The sequence below is a fragment of the Shinella sp. WSJ-2 genome, from assembly GCF_003432075.1.
GTDB lineage: Bacteria > Pseudomonadota > Alphaproteobacteria > Rhizobiales > Rhizobiaceae > Shinella.
Window position 1 is genome coordinate 584,587 of sequence record NZ_QWBU01000001.1, and the last position, 17,627, is coordinate 602,213.

Annotated in this window: 16 protein-coding genes; 12 read left to right on the top strand and 4 right to left on the bottom strand. The window is 63.3% G+C overall.

Features of this window, described 5'->3' with window-relative positions:
- The first annotated feature begins 48 nt into the window (after positions 1-48).
- The 7 genes from D0Y60_RS02815 to D0Y60_RS02845 all read left to right on the top strand — a co-directional run bounded on the left by D0Y60_RS02815 (position 49) and on the right by D0Y60_RS02845 (position 9,478).
- Positions 49-1,209 carry an acyl-CoA dehydrogenase family protein gene (locus D0Y60_RS02815; protein ID WP_117366607.1) on the top strand — a complete coding sequence of 387 codons (1,161 nt, stop codon included), beginning with the start codon at positions 49-51 and terminating at the stop codon, positions 1,207-1,209.
- A gap of 7 nt (positions 1,210-1,216) precedes the next feature.
- Entirely contained in the window at positions 1,217-3,277 is a 2,061-nt protein-coding gene (locus D0Y60_RS02820) for an acetate--CoA ligase family protein (RefSeq protein WP_117366608.1), read from the top strand.
- Positions 3,274-4,056 (top strand): carnitinyl-CoA dehydratase, encoded by a 783-nt coding sequence (locus D0Y60_RS02825; RefSeq protein ID WP_117366609.1) that lies wholly within the window; start codon positions 3,274-3,276, stop codon positions 4,054-4,056. Before D0Y60_RS02820 ends, D0Y60_RS02825 begins: the two co-directional genes overlap by 4 nt.
- 275 nt (positions 4,057-4,331) lie before the next feature.
- Positions 4,332-5,921 (top strand): ABC transporter substrate-binding protein, encoded by a 1,590-nt coding sequence (locus D0Y60_RS02830; protein WP_117366610.1) that lies wholly within the window; start codon positions 4,332-4,334, stop codon positions 5,919-5,921.
- A complete protein-coding gene (locus D0Y60_RS02835) occupies positions 5,906-7,030 on the top strand; it encodes an ABC transporter permease (protein ID WP_199564093.1) in 1,125 nt (374 codons plus the stop codon). The genes D0Y60_RS02830 and D0Y60_RS02835 overlap by 16 nt, the downstream gene beginning before the upstream one ends.
- Positions 7,027-7,854: an ABC transporter permease gene (locus tag D0Y60_RS02840; protein WP_117366612.1), complete on the top strand. Its 828-nt coding sequence runs from the start codon at positions 7,027-7,029 to the stop codon at positions 7,852-7,854. The genes D0Y60_RS02835 and D0Y60_RS02840 overlap by 4 nt, the downstream gene beginning before the upstream one ends.
- Positions 7,847-9,478 (top strand): ABC transporter ATP-binding protein, encoded by a 1,632-nt coding sequence (locus D0Y60_RS02845; RefSeq protein WP_117366613.1) that lies wholly within the window; start codon positions 7,847-7,849, stop codon positions 9,476-9,478. The genes D0Y60_RS02840 and D0Y60_RS02845 overlap by 8 nt, the downstream gene beginning before the upstream one ends.
- Positions 9,479-9,545: 67 nt before the next feature.
- On the opposite strand, the gene D0Y60_RS02850 is transcribed toward D0Y60_RS02845, so the two are convergent.
- Genes D0Y60_RS02850 through D0Y60_RS02860 form a run of 3 tightly spaced genes read right to left on the bottom strand, consistent with a single transcriptional unit; the run spans position 9,546 to position 11,220 of the window.
- Positions 9,546-9,866 carry a PAAR domain-containing protein gene (locus D0Y60_RS02850; protein ID WP_158565378.1) on the bottom strand — a complete coding sequence of 107 codons (321 nt, stop codon included), beginning with the start codon at positions 9,864-9,866 and terminating at the stop codon, positions 9,546-9,548.
- A 29-nt stretch (positions 9,867-9,895) separates the two neighbouring features.
- On the bottom strand, positions 9,896-10,312 hold the full coding sequence (locus D0Y60_RS02855) for an ACT domain-containing protein (RefSeq protein ID WP_117366615.1): 417 nt from the start codon (positions 10,310-10,312) through the stop codon (positions 9,896-9,898).
- Positions 10,309-11,220, bottom strand: coding sequence for an alpha/beta hydrolase (locus D0Y60_RS02860; RefSeq protein WP_199564094.1), 912 nt, complete (start codon positions 11,218-11,220; stop codon positions 10,309-10,311). Before D0Y60_RS02860 ends, D0Y60_RS02855 begins: the two co-directional genes overlap by 4 nt.
- A 123-nt stretch (positions 11,221-11,343) precedes the next feature.
- On the opposite strand from D0Y60_RS02860, the gene D0Y60_RS02865 reads away from it, so the two are divergent.
- Positions 11,344-12,252, top strand: a complete 909-nt coding sequence (locus D0Y60_RS02865; RefSeq protein ID WP_117366616.1) for a LysR family transcriptional regulator — start codon at positions 11,344-11,346, stop codon at positions 12,250-12,252.
- 9 nt (positions 12,253-12,261) lie between these two features.
- On the opposite strand, the gene D0Y60_RS02870 is transcribed toward D0Y60_RS02865, so the two are convergent.
- Positions 12,262-13,323, bottom strand: coding sequence for an acyltransferase (locus D0Y60_RS02870; protein WP_117366617.1), 1,062 nt, complete (start codon positions 13,321-13,323; stop codon positions 12,262-12,264).
- A gap of 198 nt (positions 13,324-13,521) precedes the next feature.
- Between D0Y60_RS02870 and D0Y60_RS02875 the strand changes: the two genes are divergently transcribed.
- The 4 genes from D0Y60_RS02875 to D0Y60_RS02890 all read left to right on the top strand — a co-directional run bounded on the left by D0Y60_RS02875 (position 13,522) and on the right by D0Y60_RS02890 (position 17,617).
- Positions 13,522-14,682 carry an ABC transporter substrate-binding protein gene (locus D0Y60_RS02875; RefSeq protein WP_117366618.1) on the top strand — a complete coding sequence of 387 codons (1,161 nt, stop codon included), beginning with the start codon at positions 13,522-13,524 and terminating at the stop codon, positions 14,680-14,682.
- A gap of 187 nt (positions 14,683-14,869) precedes the next feature.
- The gene (locus D0Y60_RS02880) at positions 14,870-15,865 is read left to right on the top strand and encodes an ABC transporter ATP-binding protein (RefSeq protein ID WP_117366619.1); all 996 of its coding nucleotides are present in this window, start codon (positions 14,870-14,872) and stop codon (positions 15,863-15,865) included.
- Positions 15,862-16,812: an ABC transporter permease gene (locus tag D0Y60_RS02885; RefSeq protein WP_117366620.1), complete on the top strand. Its 951-nt coding sequence runs from the start codon at positions 15,862-15,864 to the stop codon at positions 16,810-16,812. The genes D0Y60_RS02880 and D0Y60_RS02885 overlap by 4 nt, the downstream gene beginning before the upstream one ends.
- Positions 16,802-17,617, top strand: a complete 816-nt coding sequence (locus D0Y60_RS02890; protein WP_117366621.1) for an ABC transporter permease — start codon at positions 16,802-16,804, stop codon at positions 17,615-17,617. The genes D0Y60_RS02885 and D0Y60_RS02890 overlap by 11 nt, the downstream gene beginning before the upstream one ends.
- Positions 17,618-17,627: the final 10 nt, after the last annotated feature.

The following is a 17,627-nucleotide window of genomic DNA, read 5'->3' on the forward strand; positions in this document are numbered from 1 at the left end:
GGGCACCGGCCACTATGCGGCCAGCAAAAGAATTCGAGGGGGAATGCCATGAATTTCGCATTGACCGACGAGCAGCAGATGATCGTGGATACGGTCCGCTCCTTCGTCGAAACGGAAATCTATCCGCACGAAAACGAAGTCGAGCGCACCGGCCATGTGCCGCCGGAACTCGGCCAGGAAATTGCCCGAAAGTGCAAGGAAATCGGGTTCTTCGGCTGCAACATGCCGGAAGAGGTCGGTGGTGCGGGCCTCGACCACACCTCCTTCACGCTGGTCGAGCGCGAGCTTGGCCGCGGCTCCATGGCGCTCACCGTCTTCTTCGGCAGACCCTCGGGCATCCTGATGGCCTGCAACGACGCGCAGCGCGAACAGTATCTTCTGCCGGCCGTGCGCGGCGACAAGTTCGACGCACTCGCCATGACCGAACCGGATGCCGGCTCGGACGTGCGCGGCATGAAGTGTTTTGCCCGCAAGGACGGCGACGACTGGGTCGTCAACGGCACCAAGCACTTCATCAGCCATGCCAACATCGCCGATTTCGTCATCGTCTTCATCGCAACCGGCGAAGAGGACACGCCGCGCGGCAAGAAGAAGCTCATCACCTGCTTCCTCGTCGACCGCGGCACGCCGGGCTTCGAAATCCGCGACGGCTACAATTCCGTCTCGCACCGCGGCTACAAGAACTGCATTCTCAACTTCGACGAATGCCGCCTGCCCTCCTCCCAGATCCTCGGCGAGGTGCACAAGGGTTTCGACATCGCCAATGACTGGCTTTATGCGACCCGCATCACGGTTGCCGCCACCTCCGTCGGCCGCGCCCGCCGTGCCTTCGACTACGCGCTGAACTATGCCGCAGAGCGCAAGCAGTTCGGCAAGCCGATCGGCGCGAACCAGGGCGTTTCCTTCAAGCTCGCCGACATGATCACCGAAATCGACGCCGCCGACCTGCTGACGCTGAACGCCGCCTGGCGGCTCGATCAGGGCCTGCCGTCGAACCGCGAGATCGCCTCGGCCAAGGTCTATGCCACGGAAATGCTCGCCCGTGTCACCGACGAGGCGATCCAGATCTTTGGCGGCATGGGCCTGATGGACGATCTGCCGCTCGCCCGTTTCTGGCGCGATGCTCGCGTGGAGCGCATCTGGGACGGCACGTCGGAAATCCAGCGGCACATCATCAGCCGTGATCTGCTCCGGCCGTTGGGAGCTTAATCAGAGAATGGTACGTTCCCTCGACCGTCTGATCCGGCCCAAATCCATTGCCGTCTTCGGCGGCAAGGAAGCGCGACGGGTCATCTTCCAATGCGACAAGATGGGCTTTTCCGGCGAGATCTGGCCGGTGCACCCGCGCGAGGACGAAATCCTCGGGCGCAAATGTTACCGCTCGGTCGCCGATCTGCCCGGCGCGCCGGATGCCTCCTTCGTCGGCGTCAACCGCGAACTGACCATCAGCATCATCAGGGACCTCTCGGCGCGCGGTGCCGGCGGCGCGGTCTGCTACGCCTCCGGCTTCCGCGAGGCTGTCAGCGAACTTGCCGATGGCGACGACCTGCAGAAGGCGCTGGTGGACGCGGCCGGCGACATGCCGATCCTCGGGCCGAACTGCTACGGCTTCATCAACATGCTCGACGGCGCCCTGCTCTGGCCCGACCAGCATGGCATGCTGCGCATCGACAGGGGCGTGGCCGTCCTCACGCAGTCCTCCAACATCGCCTGCAACATCTCCATGCAGCAGCGCGGCCTGCCGCTCGCCTATATCCTGACGGCCGGCAACCAGGCGCAGACCGGCCTTGCCGATCTCGCCTGTGCCGTTCTTGAAGACCCGCGCGTCACCGCCGTCGGCCTGCATATCGAAGGCTTCGACAGTCTCGAATCCCTGGAGCGGCTCGCCCTTCGTTCGCGCGAATTGAAGAAACCAGTCGTTACGCTGAAGGTCGGCAAGTCCGAGCAGGCGCAGCTGGCCACCGTCTCGCACACCGCCTCGCTCGCCGGCAATGACGCGGTCTCCTCCGCCCTGCTCGCCCGCCTCGGCATAGGCCGTGTCGAGACGCTGCCGGAGCTTCTGGAAACGCTGAAGCTGCTGCATGTCGCCGGTCCGCTGCCGAACCACGACATCTCCTCCATGTCCTGCTCGGGCGGTGAGGCCTCGCTGATGGCGGATGCCGGTTTGAAGCGCAAGGTCAACTATCGCGACCTCAAGGATTTCCAGCGCCAGCCGCTGCGCGAGACGCTCGGCCAGATGGTGACGATCTCCAACCCCCTCGACTACCACACCTTCGTCTGGGGCAACCGGGAGAAGCAGACAGACGCTTTCACCACGATGATGAAGGGCGGCTACGCCCTGAACCTCGTCGTGCTCGATTTCCCCCGCCTCGATCGCTGCGATGCCGAAGACTGGACCACCACCTGCCACGCCGTCATCGATGCGTCGAAGGCGACGGGGGCCAATGCCGGCATCGTCGCCTCGATGGGCGAGAACATGCCGGAAGCGACCGCCGAAATGCTGATGCAGAACGGCGTCGTGCCCTTCTATGGGATCGAGGAGGCGCTGGCCGCCGCCGATGTCGCCGCCGGCATCGGCGAGGCATGGGCAAAGCAGCAATCCGCCCCTTTGCTCAAGGTCGCCCCAGGAGAAGGCGAAGCCGTTACGCTAAGCGAACACGAGGCCAAGCAGGCACTCGCCGCGTACGGCCTGCCTGTCCCGAAGGGTCTGACCGCCGAGACAGCGGAGGCGGCGGCCATTGCCGCCGAAACGCTCGGTTTCCCCGTCGTGCTCAAGGGTCTCGGCGTCGCGCACAAGACCGAAGCCGGCGCGGTTAAGCTCAATCTGGCAAGCCGCGCGGCCGTTCTGGAGGCTGCGAACGCCATGGCCGGCGTGGCCTCCGGTTTTCTCGTGGAAAAGATGGTGGGGAAACCCGTCGCCGAACTCATCGTCGGCGCGATGCGTGATCCGGTCGCCGGGCCGGTGCTAACGATCGGCGCCGGCGGCATCCTCGTCGAACTGCTTGAGGATTCAGCGATCTTGACGCTGCCGACCGATGAGAAGACGATCCGCGAGGCCCTTTCCGGCCTCAAGATCGCTAAGCTCTTGAACGGCTATCGCGGCGGTCCGAAGGGCGATATCGACGCGCTCGTCGCCGCCGTCGCATCAGCGGCATCCTATGTCGTTTCAAACGCTTCAATAATAGAAGAACTGGACGTTAATCCCATAATGGTGCTGCCAGCCGGCGACGGTGTCGTCGCGGCCGATGCGCTGATCCGTCTGAGGAAAAACCCATGACCGGACCGATAAGACAGCGCCGCGAAGGCGGCATTCTCGAAGTCACGATCGATCGCCCCAAGGCGAACGCCATCGATCTCGCGACTAGCCGCATCATGGGCAAGGTCTTCGCGGATTTCCGCGACGACGACAGCCTGCGCGTCGCCATCATCACCGGCGCCGGGGAAAAATTCTTCTGTCCGGGATGGGACCTGAAGGCGGCCGCCGCAGGTGACGCCGTGGACGGCGACTACGGTATCGGCGGTTTCGGCGGCATGCAGGAACTGCGCGACCTCAACAAGCCGATCATCGCGGCGATCAACGGCATCTGCTGCGGCGGCGGCTTCGAGATCGCGCTGTCCACCGATCTGATCCTCGCCGCCGAGCACGCGACCTTCGCTCTGCCGGAAATCCGCTCCGGCACGGTGGCGGACGCCGCCTCGATCAAGCTGCCGAAGCGCATCCCCTACCACATCGCCATGGATATGCTGCTGACCGGCCGGTGGCTGGACGTACAGGAGGCGCATCGCTGGGGCTTCGTCAACGAGATCCTGCCCGCCGACAAGCTGCTCGACCGCGCCTGGGAACTGGCGCGCACGCTCGAAAGCGGCCCACCGCTCGTCTATGCCGCCATCAAGGAGGTGGTGCGCGCCGCAGAAGGCGAGACCTTCCAGGCGACAATGAACAGGATCACCAAGCGGCAGTTCCGCACGGTCGATATTCTCTATTCCAGCGAGGATCAGCTCGAAGGCGCGCGCGCCTTCGCCGAAAAGCGTGATCCCGTCTGGAAAGGACGATAGGAGCGCGCCCCTGCATCGGGCGCGATCCGAAACTTTCCATAAGCCTGGCTTGTGGCGAAAATAGATATTTTAGGGCGTTACATACGCCCTATCGATAGATAACTTTATAGATCACGAGCCGCATTGCGGCAGGAATAGGAGGCTTCCGGGAGACGTGACGACGCCGGCATCTGCATAAAAAGCCGGTCGTAAGGTTGCCTTAAAGGCAAAAAACAGAAATTCTGCCAACCATAACGACAAATGCCCAAAATGGGCGCAGCAAAGGGAACAGGGGAATGACTGACTACACCAAATATCTCACCGACCAGGTTTCGCTCGGCAAGATGAGCCGCCGCGAATTCATGGGCCGCGCGGCCGCTTTCGGCGTTACGCTCGCCGTTGCCGGCACGATGTTCGACACCGCCGCCAAGGCGCAGGAGCCAAAGCGTGGCGGCAATCTCAAGCTCGGTCTCGAAGGTGCCGCCGCCACGGACTCGAAGGACCCGGCAAAGGCGCTCTCGCAGTTCATGTTCGTCGTGAACCGCAACTGGGGCGACATGCTGGTCGAATCCGAGCCGCTGACCGGCAAGGCCGTGCCGGCGCTCGCCGAATCATGGGAACCGTCCGCCGATGCCTCGAACTGGACCTTCAACATCCGCAAGGGCGTGAAGTTCCACGACGGCAAGGAACTGACCGTCGATGACGTGATCAAGACCCTGCAGCGCCACACCGACGAGAAGTCGGAGTCGGGCGCGCTCGGCGTCATGAAGTCGATCAAGGAAATCAAGGCCGATGGCGACAAGCTCGTCCTCGTCCTGTCGGAAGGCAATGCCGACCTGCCGCTGCTTCTGACCGACTATCACCTCGTCATCCAGCCGAACGGCGGCCTCGACGATCCGAACGCCATGATCGGCACCGGCCCGTTCAAGGTCACCAGCTTCGAAGCCGGCGTGCGCGCCACCTTCGAACGCAACAAGGACGACTGGCGCCAGGACCGCGGTTATGTCGACACGGTCGAGATGATCGCCATGAACGACGCAACCGCCCGTATCGCGGCGCTGTCCTCCGGCCAGGTGCACTATATCAACCGCGTCGATCCCAAGACCGTCGACCTGCTGAAGCGTGCGCCGACCGTGGAAATCCTCTCCACCTCTGGCCGTGGCCACTACGTCTTCATCATGCATTGCAACACGGCGCCGTTCGACAACAACGACCTGCGTCTCGCGCTGAAATACGCGATGGACCGCGAAACGATGCTGGAAAAGGTGCTCGGCGGCTACGGCAAGGTCGGCAACGACTTCCCGATCAACGAGACCTATGCCCTCTTCCCCGAGGGCATCGAGCAACGTGCCTATGACCCCGACAAGGCGGCCTTCCACTACAAGAAGTCCGGCCACAGCGGCTCGGTGCTGCTGCGCACATCCGACGTCGCCTTCCCGGGTGCCGTCGATGCGGCCGTGCTCTATCAGGAGAGCGCCAAGAAGGCCGGCATCGAGATCGAAGTGAAGCGTGAACCGGGCGACGGCTACTGGTCGAACGTCTGGAACGTGCAGCCCTTCTCGACCTCGTATTGGGGCGGTCGCCCGACCCAGGATCAGATGTATTCCACCGCCTATCTCTCGACGGCGGACTGGAACGACACGCGCTTCCTGCGCCCGGACTTCGACAAGATCCTGCTCGAAGCCCGCTCGGAACTTGACGAAGGCAAGCGCAAGGAGATGTACCGCACCATGGCCACGATGGTGCGCGATGAAGGTGGCCTCATCCTGCCGATGTTTAACGATTTCGTGAACGCCTGCTCCAAGCAGGTGAAGGGCTATGTCCACGACATCGGCAACGACATGTCGAACGGCTTCGTCGCAACCCGCGTGTGGCTCGACGCCTGATGACCGGCAGCGGACCGGCGCACGGTCCGGAGCTGACAGCAACGGCTGCTGCGGGCGCTAGCCCGCAGTCTGCCGGCGTTGCCGGGTCGGTTGCGTCCACTGAAGCGCCCGTCAGCGAAGGCACGCCTTCGTTCTGGGCAAAACTCAGCAAGAGCAGCCCCCTGGTTGCGCTCATCCTGCAACGCCTCGCGCTCAGCGTGGCCTTGCTCTTCGCCGTGTCGCTGATGATCTTCGGCGGTGTGGAAGCCTTGCCCGGCGACTTCGCGACGACCTATCTCGGCCAGTCCGCAACGCCGCAGGCGGTGGAAAACATCCGCAAGGACCTCGGCCTCGACCAGCCCGCCACGACGCGCTACTTCAAGTGGCTCGGCGGCGCGCTGCAGGGCGATTTTGGCAAATCCTGGGCCTCGAAAAACTCGGTCAGCGAGCAGATTGGCAAGCGCCTCGGCAATTCGCTGTTCCTCGCCTTCTTCGCAGCGATTATTTCCGTGCCTCTCGCTGTCGGCCTCGGCATGCTGGCGGTGCAGTTTCGAAACCGCCTGCCCGACAAGATCATAAACGTCATCTCGCTTGCGGCGATCTCGTTGCCGGAGTTCTTCGTCGGCTACCTGCTGATCTTGTTCTTCGCCGTGCAGCTGGGTGTCGCGACCTTCCCCGCGACGGTTTATGACTCGATGACGATCGGCCAGCGCCTGTCGGCCATCGCTCTGCCCACGGCAACCCTCGTCCTCGTCGTGCTCGCCCACATGATGCGCATGACGCGGGCGGCGATCCTCAACGTCATGTCCTCGGCCTATGTCGAGACGGCGGAACTCAAGGGCCTTTCGGGCCTGCGCATAATCGCCAAGCACGCGGCGCCGAATGCACTTGCGCCCGTCATCAACGTCATTGCGCTCAACCTCGCCTATCTCGTGGTCGGCGTCGTCGTCGTAGAGGTGGTGTTCGTCTATCCCGGCATGGGCCAGTACATGGTCGATGCCGTGACGGTACGCGATATGCCGGTCGTGCAGGCCTGCGGCCTGATCTTCGCCGCCTTCTACATCTTCCTCAACATGTTCGCCGATATCCTTGCGATCATCGCGAACCCCAGATTGAGGCACCCGCGATGAGACTTTCCTCCATTCCTGTCAGCGCCTGGGTCGGCATTCTGGGCATTGCGCTTGCCCTTTTCTGCGCCCTCTTCGCCCCCTTCATCGCCCCGCATGGCGAAAGCGAGATCGTCGGTGCCGTCTGGCAGCCGATGGGCGGCGATTACCTGCTCGGCACGGACAATCTCGGACGCGACCTCTTCTCGCGCCTGATCTTTGGCGCCCGCACCACTATCTTCGTGGCGCTGGCGGCAACCGTGCTCTCCTTCTCGCTCGGCATGCTCTTGTCGTTCACGGCAGCGGTGACGGGCGGGTTCATCGACCAGATCTTCTCGCGCTTCAACGACCTGATGATGGCGATCCCGACGCTGATCTTCGCGCTCGTCGTTCTGGCGGTTCTGCCCCAGCAGCTCTGGATCCTCATCCTCGTCATGGCCGTGCTCGACTCGACCCGCGTCTATCGCATCGGCCGCGCCGTGGCGCTCGATGTGGCGGTCATGGAGTTCGTGGAAGCCGCACGGCTACGCGGCGAGGGCACGGGCTGGATCATTTTTCGCGAAATCCTGCCCAACACGCTCTCGCCGTTGCTTGCCGAGTTCGGTCTGCGTTTCGCCTTCTCGATCCTGTTCCTCTCCACCCTCTCCTTCCTCGGCCTCGGCATCCAGCCGCCGGCAGCGGACTGGGGCGGCATGGTGAAGGACAACAAGGACGGCATCATCTTCGGCATCTCCGCCGCCCTCATTCCGGGCGGTGCGATCGCGGGGCTCGCCATCTGCGTCAACCTCGTCGTCGACTGGCTGATGAAACGCACCTCGAGCCTCAAGGGAGGGCGCGGCGATGCCTGATCTTCTTTCCGTCCGCAATCTCAAGATCGAGGCGACCAGCTATCCGCCGGGCGAGCCGCCGAAAACCGTGACGCTTGTCGAGGGCGTGAACTTCGACGTGCAGAAGGGCAAGGTGCTCGGTCTGATCGGCGAATCCGGCGCCGGCAAATCCACCATCGGCCTCACCGCGCTCGCCTATGGGCGCGGCGGGGTGCGGATCACCGGCGGCGAGGTCAAGCTCAACGGCGAAGACCTGCTGAAGCTCGGGCCATCAGGCATCCGAAAGGTGCGCGGCGCAAAGGTCTGTTACGTCGCCCAATCGGCGGCCGCGGCCTTCAACCCCGCCCACCGGCTCGGTGAACAGGTGATCGAAGCCTCCCTGAAACACGGCATCATGAGCCGTGCGGAGGCGGAAAAGCGCGCGCTTTATCTGTTCAAGGTGCTGGGCCTCCCAAGCCCGGAAACCTTCGGCCAGCGTTATCCGCACCAGGTCTCCGGCGGCCAGTTGCAGCGTGCCATGACGGCCATGGCGCTGTGCCCCAACCCAGAACTGATCGTCTTCGACGAGCCGACCACCGCTCTCGACGTGACGACGCAGATCGACGTGCTTGCCGCGATCAAGCACGCCATCGAGGAGACCCATACGGCTGCACTCTACATCACCCACGATCTCGCGGTCGTGGCGCAGATCACGGACGACATCCTCGTGCTCCGCCACGGCAAGATGGTGGAATACGGCTCGGTGAAGCAGATCATCGAGGCCCCGACACAGGACTATACCCGCGCGCTGGTCAATGTGCGCGGCACCAAGCGGGAGGAAGCGCCCGACCAGACGGACACGCTCCTGAAGGTCGATAACATCACGGCCGGCTATTCCAATGGCTTCAAGGTGTTGCAGAACGTCTCGCTGCATCTGCCGAAGGGCCAGACGCTGGCGGTGGTGGGCGAATCCGGCTCGGGCAAATCGACTCTTGCCCGCGTCATCACCGGCCTGCTTCCGCCGCAGGAGGGTACAATCAGCTTCGACGGCAAGGCCTTGCCGAAGGCGCTGAAGGGCCGCTCGAACGACGAGCTGCGCCGCGTCCAGATGATCTACCAGATGGCCGACACGGCGATGAACCCCCGCCAGACGGTGCGCGACATCGTCGGCCGCCCGCTCACCTTCTATTACGGCCTGCGCGGCCGAGAGAAGACGGAGCGGGTGAAGGAACTGCTGGAGCAGATCGAGATGGGCGGCCGCTTCGCGGATCGCTATCCGGCAGAACTTTCGGGCGGCCAGAAGCAGCGCGTCGCCATCGCCCGTGCCTTGGCGGCCAAGCCCGAACTCATCCTCTGCGACGAGCCGACCTCCGCTCTCGATCCACTGGTTGCCGAAGGCATCCTGAAGCTCCTCCTGAAACTGCAAGAGGAAACGCAGGTCTCCTACATGTTCATCACGCACGACATCGCCATCGTGCGCGCCATCGCCGATTCGGTAGCCGTGATGCATCGGGGCAAGCTCGTGCGCTTCGGCCCGAAATCCAAGGTGCTCTCACCGCCCTTCGACGATTACACGGACCTGCTGCTCAAGTCGGTTCCGGAAATGGAGATCGGCTGGCTGGAGCGGGTGCTCACGACGCGGCGTATGGCCAGCGCTGGGAACTGATCAAAGCGGGCGGCTTTGGAGCCGCCCGTTTGTTTTTGAGAAGCCCCAACGCCTTCCTCTGTCATCCTCAATTCTGCTTGCAGTTCACATCCCCGACGCGGCTGGTTGTCTCGCCCTCGGCCATCACGGTTTCTTCGCCGCGCGCCGTGCAATTGCCCTTCTCGCCAACACCGCTGCGGAATTTCACCATGGGCTGGCCCTCGATCATGATGCTCGGCACGATCTCGTAAAGCTCCGGTGGGCAATTCACCACATCGGACAGCCTGAGCGCCGGCGCACCGCCGATGAAGACGCTCTGCGCACCGGTCAGCGCACAAGCCGGGATTGGCGGCGCGGCGTCCTCAGCCACGGATATGGACGGCAACGCCGCTGCAAGGCCAAGAGCCAAGGCGGTTTCCGCTAACCGGAAAAATCTCATCATCCCTCTCCCTTTTCACGCGCCGAACGAGATAAGGCGCGAAGGGCCTCCAGCGCCCGTTCCGCATCTCGCTCCGGCACGAATATATGGTCGTGATGGTAGGCGGCAACCACGTTGGCGCTGATGCCCTCGCGCGTCAACGCCGCGGCGAAGGCTCCCGTCAACCCGACCGCCTCCAGCGAGGAATGCACGGTGAGCGTGATCAGGCGCATAGGTGGGCTGGCGGATAGCCCTTCGGCAGCCTCAGCAGGCACAATCAGTGTCACCCCCTCCGCCTCCTGGAACATGCCGATCGGCTTGCGGAATAGGTAGCCCGCCAGCTCCTCCGCCGGAACGCAGGCATAGACGAAGCTGCCGTCCACGAGATCCGGCTCCATCGTCTGCAGCAACGCGTCGAGATCGGTGATGCCGCTCATGGATTGGCCATCCGGCGGACGGCATCGCATAGCGCCGCAAAACCTTTCTTCGCGCCCTCGCTCATGAAGCGCGCGCGCAGCCAGGCATGAATCATCTGTTTTTCCTCGCGATATTCCACCGGCACGCCGGCCAGGATCAGACGCGCCGCATAGGCCCGAGCATCGTCGCGTAGCGGGTCGAAATAGGCGCCGGTGATGAAGGCCGGCGGGAGGCCGGCGAGTTCTGTCGCCCGCAGCGGGAAGGCATGGGTCGCGTCGTCCGGTGCCTTATAGACATCGCGATAATAGGCGACATCGGCGGTGGAAAGACCGGGAGCATCGGCCATCTCCACATAGGAGCCGGAAACGAGATCGCCCCCCAAACCGGGATAGATCAAAGCCTGCCCGACGATGCCCTTCAGTCCCTCGTCACGCGCCTTCAGCACGATCCCGGCCGCCAGGTTGCCGCCGGCACTGTCGCCAATGACGACCACGGGCCGGCCTTCCCGCAAAAGCGCGACCAGCACGGCCCAGCAATCATCGAAGGCCGCCGGCCAGACATGCTCCGGCGACAGGCGATAATCGACCGAGACGAGTTCGGCCCCCGCCGCTTCGGACAGTTCGGCGCAGATCGCATCGTGGCTATCGAGCGACCCAACGACGAAACCACCGCCATGAATGTAGTAGAGCCGCGTCGATGTCCTGATACCGGTCGGCCGATAACGCCGTATCGGGATGCGCTCCGCCACCAACCCATCCTCCTTGACCATGCCCTCCGGCGGCGGCGCATCGAAGGCGGCGCACAGGGCATCGTACCAGGCGCGCTGCTGCGCGATATCGGCGTCTACCGCGTCGGCAGGGTAAAAATCCTCGCAACGCTTGTGGAAGGCCAGAATGCCTTCTTCGGTCGGCATGGGACGTTCGGTCATGGCGGCTCCTCGTCTTGTTCCGGCAGCATAGCAGCGCCCTTCCCCGCCGCCTGTCCTGCAAACGGCTTTCCCAAGGAATTTTCGGCGCTTGCCTGACCTGCCGCCACCATATTAACTGCCGCCATGGCATTCACCTTCCGGCAATTGCAATATTTCGTCGCCGTCGCGGAACAGGGCTCCGTGACGCGCGCCGCGCAGAACCTGTCGATCTCGCAATCTTCAATCACGGAGGCGATCAAAGAACTCGAATCGGATCTCGGCGTCGAGCTTTTCGAGCGCCATCCGCGCGGGCTGACGACGACGCATAACGGCCATCAATTCCTGCGCCATGCCACGAAAATTCTCGCCAATGTCTCGGATGCCCGCTCCTCCTTCTCCGACAACCGTACACCCGAAAAAGGCCAGCTTAATCTCGGTGTCACCTCGCTCGTCGCCGGCTACGTGCTGTCGGACCTGCTGTCGCGCTATCGCCGCGCCTTTCCCGGCATTGATGTCAGCGCGATCGAAGACAACGGCTCCTATCTGGAACACCTGCTGGTAGGGGGCGAACTCGACGTTGCCGTCATGGTCATCTCAAACCTACGCGACCGCATGGCGCTGCAGGCCGAGATCATCGAGACCTCGCCCTACCGGCTCTGGCTACCGATCGGCCATCCGCTCGTTTCTGCCGATATCATCTCCGTCAACGATATCGCCAAGGAGCCTCTGATCATGCTCACGGTGGATGAAATCGAGGAGAACACCGGAAAGCTACTCTCGGCGCTAGGCGCCCGCCCGCATGTCGCGTTCCGCACGCGCTCGGTGGAAGCGGTGCGCAGCCTCGTGGCAACGGGTGCGGGCATCGCGCTGCTGCCCGATCTGGTCTACCGCCCCTGGTCGCTGGAAGGCGACCGCATCGAAAGCCGTGATGTCTCTGGAGCGCTACCGGTGGTGCAGATCGGCATGGTCTGGCGCAAGGGGTCCAGCCTGCCACAGGCGGCGCGCGATTTCGTGGGACTTGCGGAAGCGCTGCGCGGCGGGCGCGGACGCTGAGTATCCCTATCAGTTGGATGCCGGAACCTCGATTTTACCGGTCGGCGTATCGACGAGGCCGCTGCGCAGCCCGCTCTTGCGCCAATATCCGACCAGCCATTGCCGTGCAGGCATTTCAACCGTCACATGCACGAACCACGCGGCAAGGCCCGCGATGACGAATGTCAACGGAATGACGAGTGATTCCGGAAGGAGGCCGCTCAGCGTGCGCCGCGCGAGAAACATCGCCGGCACATGGAAGAGATAGAGCGAGAAGCTGATCGCGCCGAGAAAACGAAGCGGTGCCGAGGCAAAAATTCTCGCGGAGAGCGGCGCTTGCCAGGCGACGAGCGCGACGATGATCGCCGAAGCGAAAGCGCTGTGCACACCCCAGAAACCGGGATCGACCGTGGGCAGGAGATAGCGATAGCTCATGAACAGGACCGGAAGCAGGAGCGCCAGAAGACCGATAAACGGCGACCGGGATGCCGGCCCCCAGAGCCCATGCAGGCGGCCGGCCACCGCCCCGAAGACAAAATAGGGCAACTTGGAGGGAAGCAGGATGCCCGGCCCCGGCAGGCCAAGCAGCCCATCGATGGCGACGAGCGCCATCAGCACCGCGATCAGGACCGGAAACTGCCGCGGCTGCCCAAGGCAGAGCCACAGCACGGGGAAGAAGAGATAGAACTGGATTTCCGGGGGCACCGACCAGAAGACGCCGCTCGAGCCGAGCAGTACGACATGCCGCACAAAATCCTTCATGCCCTGGATCGGCTGGATGTAATCGAGGCCCGGCGCGATCGATAGGATCATCACGACGACGACGGCGACGAGATAGACCGGATAGATACGGGCAAAGCGGCTGACGAGAAAATCCAGCACGGTGCTGCGCGTCACCGGCTGCCCGCCATAGAGATAGGCCATCAGAAAGCCGCTCAAGGCGAAGAACAGGCCAACGGCCTCGCTGCCCATGACGGGGAGATGAATTGCGGCGAGGCTTGGAAAGACCAGACCGATATGCGCCATGACCACCAGCGCCGCCGCAAGGCCGCGCAAGCCATCGAGACTGGCAATATGTTCCGGCCGGCCCATCGTCACCCGCTCCCTTTCGTGTAAAGCGAGAGCTTCCCCCATGGCTGCTTTACAGACGATTAAAGCCACTCGTTTCATCGAGCATTCGGAATTTCCGATAGCGGCATTCTGATTAATGAATTTGCGAAAGCGGCAAAATCACGGCACCTTTTCACACGGGAACAATACCGCTCAAAGCGGCCAAAACGGGAGACTGTCATGAAGCGACTTCTGCATTCCTGCACCGCGCTTACCCTTTCGCTCGCCTTCACCACAGCCGCCATCGCGCAAGAGCCCTTGAAGGAACTTGGGCCTGGCGAAGGCGAAGTGTCCATCGTTGCCTGGGCCGGCTATATCGAGCGCGGCGAGACGGACAAGAATTACGACTGGGTCACCGATTTCGAGAAGAAGACGAGCTGCAAGGTCACCGTGAAGACCGCCGCGACCTCGGATGAAATGGTCGCCCTGATGAACGAAGGCGGCTTCGACCTCGTCACCGCCTCGGGCGACGCGTCGCTGCGCCTCGTTGCCGGCAAGCGCGTTCAGCCGATCAACACGGACCTCATCCCGAGCTGGAAGACCATCGACGAGCGCCTGCAGAGCGCGCCGTGGCACACGGTGAACGGCGTTCACTACGGCACGCCCTATCTCTGGGGCCCGAACGTGCTGATGTACAACACCGAAGCCTTCAAGGGCGAAGCGCCGAAGAGCTGGAAGGTCGTCTTTGAAGAGATGACGCTGCCGGACGGCAAGTCCAACAAGGGCCGCGTGCAGGCCTATGACGGCCCGATCCACATTGCCGATGCCGCCCAGTACCTGATGGCTCACAAGCCGGAACTCGGCATCAAGGACCCCTACGAGCTCAATGAAGACCAGTACAAGGCCGCGCTCGACCTCCTGCGCGTCCAGCGCACGCTGGTCGGCCGCTACTGGCACGATGCGATGATCCAGATCGACGACTTCAAGAACGAAGGTGTCGTCGCCTCGGGCTCCTGGCCGTTCCAGGTCAACCTGATGCAGGCCGAAAAGCAGCCGATCGCCTCGACCTTCCCGGAAGAGGGTGTCACGGGCTGGTCGGATACGACCATGCTGCATGCCGAAAGCCAGCATCCGAACTGCGCCTATATGTGGATGGAACATTCGCTGTCCGCCAAGGTGCAGGGTGATGCGGCCGCCTGGTTCGGCGCAGTTCCCTCGGTTCCGGCCGCCTGCAAGGGCAATGCGCTCCTGACCGACGGCGGTTGCTCGACCAACGGTTTCGACAATTTCGACAAGATCCACTTCTGGCGCACGCCGGTTTCCAAATGCGAAAGTCAGGGCGAATGCGTGCCCTACCACCGCTGGGTCTCCGACTATATCGGCGTGATCGGCGGCCGTTGATCGAATACCCCCTCACCTAACCCTCTCCCCGTAACCGGGGAGAGGGAACGTGCCCCACGTCGAATTTCGTTTCCCGATGTTTTTGCGGAGACGGAAAACGGTGCCTCATGCCTCTTTCTCCCCACCTGTTGGGAGGAGGTGCCGGCAGGCGGATGGGGGGCAAATCGCAAACTCATCGGGAGCCCCCATGACCGCCGTCCTGTTCCAGCAAGTGTCCCGCCATTTCGGCGCCGTGCGCGCCGTCGATAGCGTGGATCTCGCCATTGCCGAAGGTGAATTCTTCGCGATGCTTGGTCCTTCCGGCTCCGGCAAGACGACCTGCCTGCGCCTGATGGCCGGCTTCGAGCAGCCGACCTCGGGCCATATCGAGATCTTCGGCGAGACGGCGGAGGGCGTGCCGCCCTACCGGCGCAACGTCAACACGGTGTTCCAGGACTATGCCCTCTTCCCGCATCTCTCGATCCTTGAGAATGTCGCCTATGGCCTGATGGTCAAGGGTGTCGACAAGGCGGAACGGCTGAAGGCAGCGGAGGACGCGCTCGCCATGGTCAAGCTGCCCGGCTACGGCACGCGCCGCCCCGGCCAGCTCTCCGGCGGCCAGCGCCAGCGCGTGGCGCTCGCCCGCGCCCTCGTCAACCGCCCCCGCGTGCTCCTCCTCGACGAACCGCTCGGCGCGCTCGATCTCAAACTGCGCGAGCAGATGCAGGAAGAGCTGAAGTCGCTGCAGAAATCGCTCGGCATCACCTTCGTCTTCGTCACGCACGATCAGGGCGAGGCCCTGTCGATGGCCGACCGCATCGCTGTGTTCAGCGACGGCAGGATTCAGCAGCTCGGCACGCCGGAAGAGGTCTACAAGCGGCCGCAGACGCGCTTCGTCGCCGATTTCGTCGGCTCGTCCAACGTGCTTCCGCCGGATTTCGTGGAACATCTCGGTTTCGGCAAACACTATGCGAGCCTCCGGCCGGAAGACATTGGCCTTGGCGAGGGCCCCGGCCGCAAGTCGTTTTCCGGCCGCGTGACCGCTGCAAGCTTCCTCGGTGCCGCCAACCGCGTGACGGTCGAGGCGAATGGCGCGCGTGTCGCGGCCATGCTGCCGGCCGCCGTCGCCGTTCCCGCACAGGGCGAAATGGTCACTCTCTCCTTCCTGCCTCAGGACCTGCATACGATGGACGGCGCCCAATGAGCACCGTTACCGACACTTCGATCCTCGCGGGCCGGCAAGGTCCTTCCGGGCGGCTCTCCGACTTCTTCTGGCGCAACCCAAAGATCCTGCTGCTCCTGATGCTGACGCCGCCGCTGCTCTGGCTCGGCATCATCTATCTCGGCTCGCTTTTCGCCCTGCTATTGCAGAGCTTCTTCTCGATCGACGACTTTTCCGGCTTGATCAATTATGAGTTCACGCTCGCCACCTACAGGCAGCTGCTGATCCCGTCGAATTTCGACATCATCCTGCGCACCGTCGTGATGGCCGTGCTGGTGACGCTCGCCTCCGCCGTCATCGCCTTCCCCATCGCCTATTACGCGGCGCGTTACGCCAAGGGCAAATGGAAGGTCGTCTTCTATCTCGGCGTCATGCTGCCGCTGTGGTCGAGCTATCTGGTGAAAATCTACGCCTGGAAGCTCATCCTCGCCAAGGAAGGCATCCTGACCTGGCTCTTCGCCAAGCTGCACCTGCTGTGGCTTCTCGACGCATGGCTTTCGCTTCCGGTCGTCGGCGGCTCCTCGCTGTCGATCAGCTATACCGGCACCTTCATCGTCTTCATCTATGTCTGGATGCCGTTCATGATCCTGCCGATCCAGGCCTCGCTGGAGCGCGTGCCGGGCAACCTGATCGAAGCGTCGGCCGATCTCGGCGGCACCCCGGCGCAAACCTTCCGCTTCGTGCTCTTCCCGCTGGCGCTGCCCGGCATCATCGCCGGCTCGATCTTCACCTTCTCGCTGACCTTGGGCGACTACATCATTCCGCAGATCATCGGCTCGTCCCGGCTGTTCATCGGCCAGGCGGTCTATGCTCAGCAGGGCACGGCCGGCAACATCCCACTCGCCGCCGCCTTTTCCGTCGTGCCGATCGTCATCATGGGCCTCTATCTCTGGATGGCCAAACGACAGGGAGCCTTCGATGCGCTCTGATAGAAACGCCTCCGCGCCCCTCGGCCTGAAGGTCGCCGCCGGTCTCGGCCTCGCCTTCCTGCACCTGCCGATCCTGCTCATCTTCCTCTATGCCTTCACCACGGAGGAGAAGAGCTACCAGTTCCCGCCGCCGGGCTACACGCTGCAATGGTTCTCCGTCGCCTGGAACCGGCCTGATGTCTGGGAAGCCATGGGCCTTTCGGTCCGCGTCGCCTCGATCTCGACGGCCGTCGCCCTGGTGCTCGGCACGCTCTGCGCCGCCGCCGTCAGCCGCACGAAGTTCTTCGGCCGCGAGACGATCTCGCTGCTCGTCATCCTGCCGATCGCCCTTCCGGGCATCATCACCGGCATCGCGCTGCGCTCCGCCTTCTCCTTCGTGGAGATGCCCTTCTCATTCTGGACCATCGTGCTCGGCCACGCGACCTTCTGCGTCGTCGTCATCTACAACAATGCGGTCGCCCGCTTCCGCCGCATCTCGGGCTCGCTGATCGAAGCCTCGATGGACCTCGGCGCCGACAGTTTCCAGACCTTCCGCTACATCATCCTGCCGAATATCGGCACGGCGCTGCTCGCTGGCGGCATGCTCGCCTTCGCGCTGTCCTTCGACGAGGTGATCGTCACGACCTTTACCGCCGGCCAACAATCGACCCTGCCGATCTGGATGCTCGAAGAGCTCGTGCGCCCGCGCCAGCGGCCGGTGACGAATGTCGTCGCCATGATCGTCGTACTCGTCACCTTCCTGCCGATCCTCGGCGCCTACTACCTCACCCGCGATGGCGACCAGGTCGCCGGCGGCGGCAAATGAACCAACGATA